16 protein-coding genes are annotated in these 11,883 nt (G+C 47.3%); all 16 read right to left on the bottom strand.

Translation table 11 applies throughout. The annotated features are described in order from the left end of the window. Positions 1-43 precede the first annotated feature (43 nt). The 16 genes from ACTQ3A_RS00890 to ACTQ3A_RS00815 all read right to left on the bottom strand — a co-directional run bounded on the left by ACTQ3A_RS00890 (position 44) and on the right by ACTQ3A_RS00815 (position 11,880). Positions 44-568 carry an XkdF-like putative serine protease domain-containing protein gene (locus ACTQ3A_RS00890; RefSeq protein ID WP_441494363.1) on the bottom strand — a complete coding sequence of 175 codons (525 nt, stop codon included), beginning with the start codon at positions 566-568 and terminating at the stop codon, positions 44-46. Positions 569-825: 257 nt separating this feature from the next. Then, positions 826-2,091: a phage minor head protein gene (locus tag ACTQ3A_RS00885; RefSeq protein ID WP_441494362.1), complete on the bottom strand. Its 1,266-nt coding sequence runs from the start codon at positions 2,089-2,091 to the stop codon at positions 826-828. A 5-nt stretch (positions 2,092-2,096) separates the two neighbouring features. Further along, complete coding sequence (locus ACTQ3A_RS00880) at positions 2,097-3,449, bottom strand: phage portal protein family protein (RefSeq protein ID WP_441494361.1); 1,353 nt, start codon at positions 3,447-3,449, stop codon at positions 2,097-2,099. A 64-nt stretch (positions 3,450-3,513) separates the two neighbouring features. Beyond that, positions 3,514-5,040, bottom strand: a complete 1,527-nt coding sequence (locus tag ACTQ3A_RS00875; protein ID WP_441494360.1) for a DEAD/DEAH box helicase family protein — start codon at positions 5,038-5,040, stop codon at positions 3,514-3,516. Continuing rightward, a complete protein-coding gene (locus ACTQ3A_RS00870) occupies positions 5,030-5,932 on the bottom strand; it encodes a DUF1804 family protein (protein WP_441494359.1) in 903 nt (300 codons plus the stop codon). The genes ACTQ3A_RS00875 and ACTQ3A_RS00870 overlap by 11 nt, the downstream gene beginning before the upstream one ends. 51 nt (positions 5,933-5,983) lie before the next feature. After that, the gene (locus tag ACTQ3A_RS00865; protein WP_441494358.1) at positions 5,984-6,637 is read right to left on the bottom strand and encodes a hypothetical protein; all 654 of its coding nucleotides are present in this window, start codon (positions 6,635-6,637) and stop codon (positions 5,984-5,986) included. After that, entirely contained in the window at positions 6,631-8,013 is a 1,383-nt protein-coding gene (locus ACTQ3A_RS00860; RefSeq protein ID WP_441494357.1) for a sodium:solute symporter family transporter, read from the bottom strand. Before ACTQ3A_RS00860 ends, ACTQ3A_RS00865 begins: the two co-directional genes overlap by 7 nt. Positions 8,014-8,286: 273 nt before the next feature. After that, on the bottom strand, positions 8,287-8,877 hold the full coding sequence (locus ACTQ3A_RS00855) for a hypothetical protein (protein WP_441494356.1): 591 nt from the start codon (positions 8,875-8,877) through the stop codon (positions 8,287-8,289). Positions 8,878-8,987: 110 nt separating this feature from the next. Beyond that, a complete protein-coding gene (locus tag ACTQ3A_RS00850) occupies positions 8,988-9,200 on the bottom strand; it encodes a DUF6011 domain-containing protein (RefSeq protein WP_441494355.1) in 213 nt (70 codons plus the stop codon). Beyond that, a complete protein-coding gene (locus ACTQ3A_RS00845; protein WP_441494354.1) occupies positions 9,151-9,333 on the bottom strand; it encodes a hypothetical protein in 183 nt (60 codons plus the stop codon). Before ACTQ3A_RS00845 ends, ACTQ3A_RS00850 begins: the two co-directional genes overlap by 50 nt. Before the next feature lie 9 nt (positions 9,334-9,342). Beyond that, entirely contained in the window at positions 9,343-9,825 is a 483-nt protein-coding gene (locus ACTQ3A_RS00840) for a hypothetical protein (protein ID WP_441495219.1), read from the bottom strand. Positions 9,826-9,834: 9 nt separating this feature from the next. Next, positions 9,835-10,218, bottom strand: a complete 384-nt coding sequence (locus ACTQ3A_RS00835) for a DUF7694 domain-containing protein (protein WP_441494351.1) — start codon at positions 10,216-10,218, stop codon at positions 9,835-9,837. Positions 10,219-10,237: 19 nt separating this feature from the next. After that, positions 10,238-10,525 carry a hypothetical protein gene (locus ACTQ3A_RS00830; RefSeq protein ID WP_441494350.1) on the bottom strand — a complete coding sequence of 96 codons (288 nt, stop codon included), beginning with the start codon at positions 10,523-10,525 and terminating at the stop codon, positions 10,238-10,240. Beyond that, positions 10,513-11,103: an HU family DNA-binding protein gene (locus tag ACTQ3A_RS00825; RefSeq protein ID WP_441494349.1), complete on the bottom strand. Its 591-nt coding sequence runs from the start codon at positions 11,101-11,103 to the stop codon at positions 10,513-10,515. Before ACTQ3A_RS00825 ends, ACTQ3A_RS00830 begins: the two co-directional genes overlap by 13 nt. Next, entirely contained in the window at positions 11,090-11,380 is a 291-nt protein-coding gene (locus tag ACTQ3A_RS00820; RefSeq protein WP_441494353.1) for a hypothetical protein, read from the bottom strand. The genes ACTQ3A_RS00825 and ACTQ3A_RS00820 overlap by 14 nt, the downstream gene beginning before the upstream one ends. Before the next feature lie 17 nt (positions 11,381-11,397). Then, positions 11,398-11,880 (bottom strand): hypothetical protein, encoded by a 483-nt coding sequence (locus ACTQ3A_RS00815; RefSeq protein WP_441495219.1) that lies wholly within the window; start codon positions 11,878-11,880, stop codon positions 11,398-11,400. Between the last annotated feature and the right edge of the window lie 3 nt (positions 11,881-11,883).

Below are 11,883 nucleotides of genomic sequence, written 5' to 3'. Positions count from 1 at the left end.
TTTATATAGAAAACGGCAGGTGCAGAACCTGCCGAATGCTATATCACTGTGTTTCTTCGCCATCTTCGGATTCCTCCTCTGTGACTTCGTTTCCGTCCTCGTCTACCTCTACACGGTGGGCCTTGCCTTCGATTGAGAACATGGTGTAGGTGCCATCCTTGACCTTCGCCCACAGATCATCATCTGGGACATAGAAGCCGATCCACCACCCGATAGGAAGTGTTCCCTCGGGGATTCCAAGGGCTTTCTGTTTTTCCTCGGTAAAAACAATGGACTCTACTAGTACAGCCCTGTTCTTCTTCTCTTTCTTGTGCATCTCCCCGCCTGCCCGGAACTTCAGTACGAAGTTATAGGCTGCCTTTTCGAGGTCTTCCGGGTCGATCATGTCTTCCTGCCAGTCAACCAGTTCCTCACCGTCTACCGATACCGTGACGTTAGCCCAACCAAAGGCCAGTCTCTTGTCATCGTCCGACTTCTGGATCTTGAACTTTCCTGACAGCTTTGTTTTCTTTTCCTTCATCACCGGTTCCGGTTCCTTGAAGGAAATAAGATCATCAAAGCTTTTCATCCTTCCCTCCGTAGTTATGGCATAAAAAAACCGTCCGCAATAAGGCGGACGGTTTTAATTTGTTGTAATATCATCGTCAGTACAATCATAGAGAGGCCATTGTCCTCCATAATCTGCGTCTGTTCGCTCTCCCTCCGAGTCGCTTTCAACAACATAAATCCTTTTTCCACCGCGAACACCTACGTCAACGATGGTACCAGTCAAATTATTACGTTTTATCTTTACAATATCATAAAGTTTATGCAATCTTTTCACCTTCATTTCTTTTGGGTAAAACGATATGCTGTGACAAAACGAGGTTTATCTGATCCAGGTTCTTGCAGCCATACAGTTCTAAATGTCTTACTTTGAGTTATCCCGAGTTCCATAAATTTGCTGAATTTATATGAGCCATCTTTATTATACACGTATTCTACATTATTTACTAATGGGAATTTGGCATTAATCTCATGGTTAAGAGCAATACTGTCATCTTTTGAATATCCCAGATCAAAAAGTTCTTTGGAATGCTTGGCACCCGGCTTTAGTAGATAGTCATCAATCTTAGCTTTTGACATGTAATAATTTGACGTGTCGTAATTCTCCTTCTTTTGTTCATTGATATTGTATTCCACAACGCATTTGCATCTCGGATGTGCCGTAGGATATAAAACCCTTATGCCTCTGAATGCAAAATAATCGTCCACCGGAATAGTTACGCCTTCAAGCGCAGCGCAACCGGCACATACACGATCAGATCTCGCTGTCACCCAGGTCTTTGTAACAGCATCGATATACCCGTCACTTATCGCCTGCATGATGGCATAATGGCTTCCCGAATTATAGACGTTCACAAGCTCTGTCTGGGCAATCATTTTTGCCCGATCACGATGCTGCTTCTCTCCATACATCTGAGCCATATGCCGGGCTTTCTTCTCGATGTTCTCCGGCTTCATCCTCGGATGTTCCTCTGCCAGCTTTGCCTTCATAGTCTGGTAATACTTTGCATTTGCCATAGCCTGCGGGCTATTTAGCCCTACCAGTGGCCTGAGGTATTTTGACAGCTCATCTGCCCCCATCTTCTGGAGCTTCCCATATGCAATTACATCTTTCAAAGCCTGTTGCTGTTGATCGTTGATTTTGGTAACCAGCTTTGCCGTGTGATCTCTGAGCCATCGGTCCATACCTCCCTTTTGAGGGCTGTACTCCCATTCGCTGTCGGATATCCACTTGAAGTTTGGGTTATCCGGAACCACTGGAGCAGACGCTGCTTTCATCCATATAGGCTTCAGCTTTTCGCCGAGTGCCTTCATGTAATCGCCTCTCCATGCCTCTAAATCGGCCTGTGAGACGTCCCCGGAATCTATCCATGTTCTAATCTGCTGATAGGTCAGAACAAGAGCCTGATCCTTCCAGGTGCGTACAAGGACACGAATTGGCTCCGTTTCATTTTGATTGACGAAATCATCCAACAGCTTCAGTAGTACCGCATGCGCTCCGGTTGCCTTGGCAAGTTTGGTGCGTGGGACAATGTATTTCCACATCTTCCTCACCTCCCAAGACGCTTCTTCGCTTCTTCAACCTCTGCATCGGTTGGCTCTGGATCATCCGGCTCATCGCTTTCCTCCTCTCTCGGAGTACGTTTATCATCCGGTGTGCTCTGCGGGGTCTCTGCCCGATCAGGCAGCTTTGCCAGATCTCTGACGTAATCCTCCAGATCTGCATCTGGAACAATGATTCCTGCGCCAACCATGGTGTTGATGAACTCTGCCAGTTCCTTGACATCGACATCCTCGACTTCTCCGTGCTTCATTTGCGGATAATCGGTGATTCCATCGAAGTGCTGACCATTTATATCGATCAAGGCCGGGATTGCCTTGTTGTTGAATACTTCGCAGATGATATCGAGGAATGCTCCGATGGCTGTTCCGAACATCTCCGTCTTGTCCGAAGACAGGGCAAAAGATCCGACCTGCTGATGACCAAGCATCAGGAAGTCTGCAAGCACTGTCATGGCAATCCTGGTGTCGTACCGCTCAATGATGGAATTGGTATCAAACTGCCGTGCGCCTCCAGTGCTTACAAGCTGGAACTGATAACCGAAAGGTAATACCAAGCCTTCATACTCGTCTCGTCGGATGTTCTTAACCATCGACGTGAGAGCTGAATTAATCTGCACCATATCCGGGTCATTCGCATTCCATACATCAACCCCTTCCGGAGCGTTTATTACAGGAAAGCCGGCAAGGTCTCGCTCGATTCCTACTGCCTCAATCTCCTGTATCCTTCTCTTGAAGTACCAGCTTCGGTAGGCGTTTCTGAGGATTGACCTTCCTTCCGGGTTGTCCTTATTGGACTCCGTCCGGAATAGCAATGCTTTTGTCATTGGGATGGTGTATGTCCCATAATCAGGAGGCGGCTGCTGTGTCATGCCTACCAGGTTATCACGGTCATCAAATTCCCACTGATAAAGCGTCTCCTGTGCACGAATCGGAAGCTTCTGCCATCCAATCAAGCCGTCTGAGTAGTGGCTATTTGTCTCCGGATTCCTTGTCTTCCCCATTCGACGCTTATAGACGATCTCATGCAGACTCCATCCATAGGTGAGGAAGCTCAGACATTCGGAAATGAAATCCGTCCAGGTCTGGCTCATATCGTCCATACAGGACTCAACAAACTCGGCGGCATCATGGTCAATCTGAGAATCTCCATTCGGCTCTACTGACCATGTAGCGTGCCGGATAAGCATCTTGATGGCGAATAGGATTGCTCCTATGGTGTCATCGTTATCTGCCATTTCCCGGTAAGTCCTGATACCGTTAAGGCCTTGAAGCTCCGGAAGAAACTCCTCTCGAATTATTCCTCCGTATCGGTTCTGACCTATACGGCCAATCTCACTCATTGCCTTCCACCTCCTTTCTTTGGCAATTAAAAAAGCAGGACCTTTAAGTCCCGCCAGTTACTTGTTATCGTTTCTTGTTCTTCGTCCAGTAGCTCGACTTATGAAGGGTATTGACTGCTTCTACGCTCGGAGCAGATCCTGTATGCTTCTTGATCTTCCCAAGATAGCAGGCCAGTGCCAGCGCATCTCCACGGTCAGGAGAGTCAAGTCCACGCTTCTTCATATCGTCTTTACTTTCCAGCTCAAGCTTTCCATTGCTAGCTGTACGGTACTTCCGGCTGGACATCTCTGCGAGCAGCACATCGTCATCATCAATCTGGATATCCTTCTCCTTCAGAAGATCTCTTACGGTAGCCCACATGTGGGTTGTCAGATTGTTGTAATACTTGGCAGCTTCCTTACCGTCCAGGGTGTCCGTCTCGATCTTTTCTGCCGCATTGATAGGGATAATCATCATCTGCGTCAGCTTCTGCTCGATCTTGACCTCTTTCAGTCTGTCGGTAACTCCGCCTCCAAGGCCGGTATCGTCGATCTGGACATATATCCTGCCTCGATACGGCTCGTAATCTTCTCCGTCTTCTCTCGCTGCACGCTGCTTTGATAGCTCGTCAGACACGAATCTGTTGTAAAGCCGCACGATTTCTCCTACGGTCTTCATAAGATCCTGTCCTCTGTGACTCCCTGCTAGTTTGCATTTGCCTCGATCATTGAGATATATGATTGTCTCATCGTCTCCGAAGCGGGCTACATCGACTCCGAATATGACCAGTGGAGACCGCTTGTCATCCGGTAGCTCATAGAGTTTTGAACAACACGCTTCCAACATGTCGATTCCGATGAATACATCATCATCCTGTTTTGGAAACAGGCCTCTGATTCGTACTCTTACGACGTTGCTGTCGTATCCATACTTTGCTATCAGTGACTTGATATTCTCCTTGTTGGTTCTCGGGCTATCCTCAGATGAAACTGTGAGGTTCTTATACAGCCCTTTGTCCCTGGTGAAGGAATCGTAGAAGGTTCCGCTGGACTTGGTAGGGTTTCCGCAGAGGAGAAGCTTGTTGTTCTCACCAGATAAGGTACCGAGTATTGCTTCCATGATTGGATCTGCAACGCCGGAAGCCTCATCCACGATGAAAAGCATGTTGTCTTCATGGAATCCCTGCATGTTCTCAGGCTTCGTTGCTGTTCTGGCAACTCCGAACCATCGTCGTTCCTCGCCTATCATGTAAACATAGGTCTTAGTCCATCGGAGCAGCATCTGAAGCAGTGGAGACCTTGACATCCACTTAGATATCTCAGACCACAGCACATCATGCAGCTGTTGCTTCGTTGGAGCAGTAGCTACGACTCTCGGATACGGATAGCAGGTGATGAACCAGAGAAACGCCGCAGCCTCAAGGCCAGTCTTTCCGACACCCTGTCCAGACTTAATGCTGACCTTAGGGCTAGAAGCCAGGGCATTTGCTGCTTCCAGCTGCCAGGGATCCGGATGGAAATCCAGCACTTCCCGGAAGAATCGCTCCGGGTCATACTGCCACATGGGAATTGACTCATCGAGAAATTCGAGAATGTCATCGTCAAGAATCACCGTTCTCCTCCTCTCTCGACTTCTTCACGGCATCAATCCAAGCTCTAACCATGTCATTGCCCTTACCTCCTTCAGCCTCCTCCCGTTCTTTGCGGTACTCACGGAGGGAATCGATCGCGGCATTCTTATTTCGCTGAACTGTAGAGAGCTCCTTTTCAAGCCGTAGTATCAAGTTATCTGCGTTTTCGGTAGTGGTTTGTAGCTGATATGCTTCGCCCGGTAGACGTTCCCCGTTTTCAATCCGCTTCTGAATTTCTCGATAGTAACTCTCCTCATCCTCTTTGTTTTGGAATGATCTCTTGGTCTCAGATCTTGTCATCGTGGACATGGCAACAGGCTTTCCATCGCGGTATCTGTTGATGGCCTTCATGATTCTGCGTTCCCGTATGGTGTACATCTGGATCTCTTGAATTAGCTGTGTCTCCGTGTCATCAGGAATATCATCCAAGAAGGCTTCTTCCTCATCATCGAGCACTCCCCATTTAGCCAGGGAGTAGGCTCCATGCTTCAGAGCGTATGTGTTGCCTTTCGGCTGCACATGCTTATGGCCAACTGCGAATGTGTTCCCCTTATGAGGCCGTCCTCTAGGTTTTGGCTTCTTGGCTTCTTCGGCTTTCGCTTCAGCCTCTGCCTTGGTAGGTCTGCCTCGCTTTTTCTTCTGCAACGTTGCACCTTTTTGAGGTGTTGCGTTGCGCTTTTCCTCTGCAACGTTGCGTTCGTTTTTTTTTACATTACGGTCAGGGTTCGGAGAATCCCACTTGTCACGGTTTTTCCAGCTCCTCACTGTTCCCTCGGCAACTCCCAGAGCTTGGGCGATTTCCTTCAGAGTTCTATTCTCGTTCGCATATAGCTTCCGGGCTTTTTCTCGTGCAGGGTTATTTGACTTTGGCATCCTCCTTTCCCCCTTTCCGTGTATAGTTTCGGCATGATAGCTAAGCTTTCATCACAGTTTCGTGATGAATTCAGCTTTTGAGAACGCATGTTCTCCAGCCATCATTTTCAAAAAGTCCTCTTTGGAGAAGTTCGACAGACGGAAGATTTCTTCAGGCTTCATTCCTAACTGTTTCCCGATCTCGTCCACTGTCTTCCCCTCTTTGAGAAGCTCTTGAACTATGTGTTTCATGGGTTCAAGGAGATGTTCTCCTCGAATCAGGATGTCCAGATCCTCGTCCTTATAGAACTTCGCCTGCCCTCTATGTTGTACGATGTGGAACCACTGTGCCGCCTTCGTACTATCCTGAGGGAAGAGCATCTCTGGGTGATTCTGAAGCCATTGAAGATCCTGGTGCGTATTGATTATCGTCAGGCCTTCTGGCTTATTCTTATCAATCCAGTCAACAAATGCCGGATATTCAAGGTCAGATACCACAAGCGCGCATTTCTTAATGCCCGCCATCTCGCATATCTTCCCGAGAACTAGAGAATCTTTTCCGGCAGACCATCCATAAGCGGCCTTCTTGCCTTTTGTCTTCTCTTTTATGTCCTCTACAGCCGCCTTTACCTTAGCATCCAGATCAGCCTTTTTGACTGTCTCTTTAATTGCCTTAACAGCCGCGATCCAGTCCTCGTTCTTTATATTCTGCTTCTTTCCTAACATACGGCACGCTCCTTCCTCAGCTTTGCCCCGCAGAAGCTCACTAAACCGCTCAGAAGGACGGTAAGTAGGCATCCCGCAGTCTTATAGGCTGAAAGGTTGCAAATGTTCCCATAGGCGAAAATAGGAAGCCCTATAGCCATTGAGAGCACAACTCCAAGGGTGATATCTTTTCCATACAGCTTCGTTCCATGAAGAGTCATCATGGTCGGAAGAAGCGTGGCAGCCCTTAGAGTTCCGTATAAAAGGAAAAGCTGTGTCACAGACATACCCGGGATGTTGGCAATCAGGATTCCGAGAGCAAGCAGAATCAGCATTGATGCCTTATTCGTCTTTTCAGTCGGATGATCCAGAATATCCGTAGTGAGTGATGAGATTGCAGCAAGGTGTGAATCTACGGTGGAAAGCAGTCCGGAAATCAGCATGGCCATGAAAGGAACCATCGCCCACTTCGGAAATAGTGCCGTGATCAATTCAAAATTAACAGTGCCTGTGCTGTTTGGAATAAATCCGGATCCGGCTGCAATGAATCCAAGAAGCCCCATCGAAATCGGAGCAATAGCAAAAAGCATGGCTCCAAGTCCAAATGCTTTTCCGAGCTTCTTTTCATCCGTACAAAACGCCCTCTGCCAAAAGCACTGGTCTCCAAATGGCCCGGAGATCAGCCCTATCGCGGTGGGAAGACCAAAGGCAAAGAAAACCTCCGCGCCTTTCCTTCCGAAAAGGCTTGTGTAATCACCGCTTATGCCACCAAGTCCCTTAACCAGGGCTGTTGTTCCTCCATTGGCTAATGCCATCGGTACGAACAGTGCACATACACCTAAGATCATTGCCATCTGCAGATCATCCGTGATTACGGAAGCCTGTATGCCACTGATTCTGGAGTACGAATATGCGATTGCTGCCAGAATAACGGTCATTAGTGGAAACGGTAATCCTGTTGCTATGCTCATTACCTTACCACCTGCCAGCAGCTGCACAGCTGTAGACAGGACGGATAACAGGCTCAGAGCGAACAGGTACACGTTCCTAGTGGACTTTGTTTTGTACTTACTGTAGATGTATCCAGATAAGGTGATACCTTCCGGCATCTCCTTCCTGATTTTCTTCGTGAATGGGATAAAGAAAAGCAAGCATAACAGGTTCGGCACGGTGAACCAGAACAGCCCTGCAATGCCATTCTCATAGGCTTTTTGTGCCGAAGTAAACAATGCCGGCGCCCATATCCAGGTCGCTGCTATGCTCATAGCTGCCTTTACAGCCCCCATTTTCCGGTTGCCAACATAAAAATTATCTCGGTTCCCATCATTCTTGGAGAAAATCAATGTTGCTACGATCATGACGATCGTATACACAATCAGAAATATTATTCCGATCATTTGTACCTCCTCTTCTCAATCAATGTTGCTACGATCATGACGATCGTATTGCTTTGAAGAGGAGCAACGGGCAGTCCGTCCAGCATCCCTTTTTTCTGTTTTCACCTTCCTTCCGGGATAAATTCCAAACATAAAGAGCCTGCGTCGCACGGACATAGGCTCTTCTGCACTGCACTTGTTAGGATTTTGCAGTTATCATGCTACCACTTGGGATTGTATCAAGCAATTTAATTATTTTGTACACTGTGTTATGCGTGTTGCAACATATTTTTTCTATGCGTGAACATTCATTCCATCAATCCCGAAAATCAGCGCTGCCATGCGCTCTTTGGCAATCTTAAGGTCTTTGTATACAAGCTCCTTTGATGTGCTCTGCTTGTCAGCAATTTCCTGTACTGTTAGGGCTGGATTTGTAATATATTTATCGACCAGCGTTTCATATCTGCGTCTATCCAGATCGTCCTGAGATTCATCGCAGAAAATTCTGTAAATCCGAAGCATCTTGTCAATGTGGGCAACTATCGTTGCAGTCTTGATCTTGGATTCCCGAATCGCATCAATCGTGATCTCTGGGTCTGATCGGTCACTCATCAGCTGAAGGATCCCCTGAGCATTCTCTTCCTCCAGCTGCTTTGTGGAATATACGGCCTCCTCCACGCTCAGCTTGAACATCCGATAATTTCTCAAAAGGATGTCTGTGTTATGAAGCCTTCTGTCATGGCGTCTTTTTGAGTTGATCTTTTCCTCTTCCTTGAGTTTGTTAACGGCTGTCTTTGATCCGACCTCCGCAGCCTTTTCGCAGATGCGGTCGAGATCTTCCTGAGAAATCACGACGTACACCCTCTGCTGGTCATTCTGGTCCATCGGCCCCCTCCTGATTCATTTATGCAGAATTGATAGAGACAAAGTGCATTGGTACTGCACATATGTGGAATTATACAATAAAATTGCTTCGTGCGACACGATAAATATTTTTACACCGTCTCTTTTTCTTCGGAACCATCCTCTATGTAGTCCCATATGCTCATCTGTCCCGGTAGCTGATCCTCGGTATTATCGTCTTGAGAAGTCTGAATTTTTTTCTTCTGCATTGATGCTCCGAATTCCTTTTCATAGCACACAGGTCCATATCCGAGCTTAATGCTCTCCGGGTCTTTCAGCTTCCGATGGCATCTCTTGCATTTCACGCTTCCTGGCCTCCTTCTTTTCATGGCACTCGTAGATGCATATCATAGCGACTACCAGCACCGATCCTAGGACCGCCAGAGCACCAATTACAGCCAGGAATCCAATAATGCACCGAATCATGATTTCTGCCATATCCGCCTCCTACCCGAGCTGTACTGTGTGTCCTTTCATTCTTGCTGCGTCCTCCAGAAATTTATCGAGCTCTGTCCATCTTTTCTTCATTCCTTCAAGCTGTTCCTGTGCCTTGCTGATTTCATCTCTCTTCTCGTCCATGGATTTCTCAATCCTTACCTGTTCCGATTTTAAGATCTGCAGAGCACATTCCGGAACAATCAGCATGGGTTCACTCTCTTTCTGAAGCTCCGGCTCGGTTTTCTGGACTTTTTTCGTCTCCGGCTCCTTCGATATTGTACTGGCGATGGACGGCACAGTTTCCTTATCCTTGTTTTCCATAGGTTCCTGCTTTCTTCTCCCCGGTTTTGAGTCAGTATCTATTCCCTGTCTCCACAGGGCTTCCTTTATTTCGTTCTCGCCGGTTGCATTCAGCTCCGCAAGGATCCCGATCATCTCAAACTTCGTCCCGCTTCGATGCTTAAATCTGTGTGCTATCTCTCTGTCTGACATCAACATGTTTTAGTATTCCTTCCGTATCGCCTTAGACAAGTCATTCAGCGTCAATCCGTTCTCTGGTCTCCAGAGATGCAGACAATTCTCTACGATATTCACGTACTCGCTCTTCTTAGGCATGACCTGGTAGACTTCTTCCTCGTCCTTAAAAATCATCCCTTTCAACGTCGCCATATCGTTCCAGGTTAGAATTCTAAACTGATGTCTGGGAGCAACGCTCACATGCTCCATTCCATCCTCGTGATACCCGAACACTATGGAACAGGTGCCACAGTCAGGAAGCGTCACAAGCCCTGCGTACATGTCTGGAGCCACTACTTTTATGTCCCACATCCTGGTCTTATTATTCATTACGATTTCGCTAAAGTTTCTCATCTCAACCCTCTCCAAGGTCAATCCTCATCAGGTCTTAGCAAATCTCTTTATATCTCCGGTCAGCAGCCTCTTTTGTCCAGCCACAGCATCCAGCGTAGGAGGCATGAAGGATTCTCCCCCCGCAGTTCGGGCAGTAGTTCCAATGTGCTTCCAGTTCTTTGCTGTTGTTTACATATAGGAACCGTCTCTTTCTGTCGCTGTCCGGAAGTCCGTACCCGCATCTCCGGCAGCTGAAATGGTCTGTTCCCCACTTCACTGCCGGAATAACCTTTGGAGGAATTGCAACAGCTCTGTCTATGCAGTCAGCTCTCACTTCTTCCACTCAAATTCACCCGCCTGTTCCGCATCCTCATAAGCTTTTAGTTTGTTCTGTAAATCAGCCATACCAATGAGTTTCATGTAGGTGAATGCAATAAATCCCTTGATCCCATCTGTTGCCCTCAGGGATTGGAAGTATGCCCAGAGCATTTCATCAAAGTAATCATCATCTTCCATTCGGGACCACTCTCTTTCATCAATGCATCCGAATGCCATAAGCATTTGCCTGGTCCAGCTTCTCAGGTCTTCCACATGTTCGAAATCCCGTATCATTGCCTCATGGTCTTTGACGAACAGGGCATTGTGAAGAAGCTCCATATTGCTCTGCGGGTCATTCACTGTCATTCTTTTCCCGAGCTTACCTTCGAACTCACGCGCCGGATCTTCGTCCTGTGGAATTCTACCCATTCTGGACTCTGCCACATCGAAACTGAACGTCCCGATTCCCGGAAGTGTCACGGAGCTGTGCTCATCAATAGTTTTCTGAACCGCTTTTCCAATGATGGACAATACGGTATTTGCCTCCGTCTTCTTCATGCCTGTGTTCTCTGCAATGTAATTAACTAATTCACTCTTTGTCATTTTCTTCTCCTTTCTTTCCGATACGGTTACCCATACCAAGTTCCTTGAACATCATGATTTGTTGAATTACCTGTGCCATCATTGTCTTATAGCTGTTTACCTTGTTTTCTATTTTCGGTTTCCCGGCATAGACAAGGTATAGCGGGTCAAGTCCATTCTTTCGGCAATTAGGGCAGATAAAGCTATTCCATGCCTTTACATATCTCCACCCATCAACTGCTATCAGCTTGTTTTCCTGTTCTTCGACTTCTTCCGGAGGGCATTCCAGATTGACCATAACGGTATATCCGCCTCCTACCCGAGCTGTACTGTGTGTCCTTTCATTCTTGCTGCGTCCTCCAGAAATTTATCGAGCTCTGTCCATCTTTTCTTCATTCCTTCAAGCTGTTCCTGTGCCTTGCTGATTTCATCTCTCTTCTCGTCCATGGATTTCTCAATCCTTACCTGTTCCGATTTTAAGATCTGCAGAGCACATTCCGGAACAATCAGCATGGGTTCACTCTCTTTCTGAAGCTCCGGCTCGGTTTTCTGGACTTTTTTCGTCTCCGGCTCCTTCGATATTGTACTGGCGATGGACGGCACAGTTTCCTTATCCTTGTTTTCCATAGGTTCCTGCTTTCTTCTCCCCGGTTTTGAGTCAGTATCTATTCCCTGTCTCCACAGGGCTTCCTTTATTTCGTTCTCGCCGGTTGCATTCAGCTCCGCAAGGATCCCGATCATCTCAAACTTCGTCCCGCTTCGATGCTTAAATCTGTGTGCTATCTCTCTGTCTGACATCAA

The organism is Bilifractor sp. LCP21S3_F8, from assembly GCF_052117805.1.
In the GTDB taxonomy this organism is placed as follows: domain Bacteria; phylum Bacillota; class Clostridia; order Lachnospirales; family Lachnospiraceae; genus Bilifractor.
This window is presented reverse-complemented; position numbering and strand designations above follow the sequence as displayed.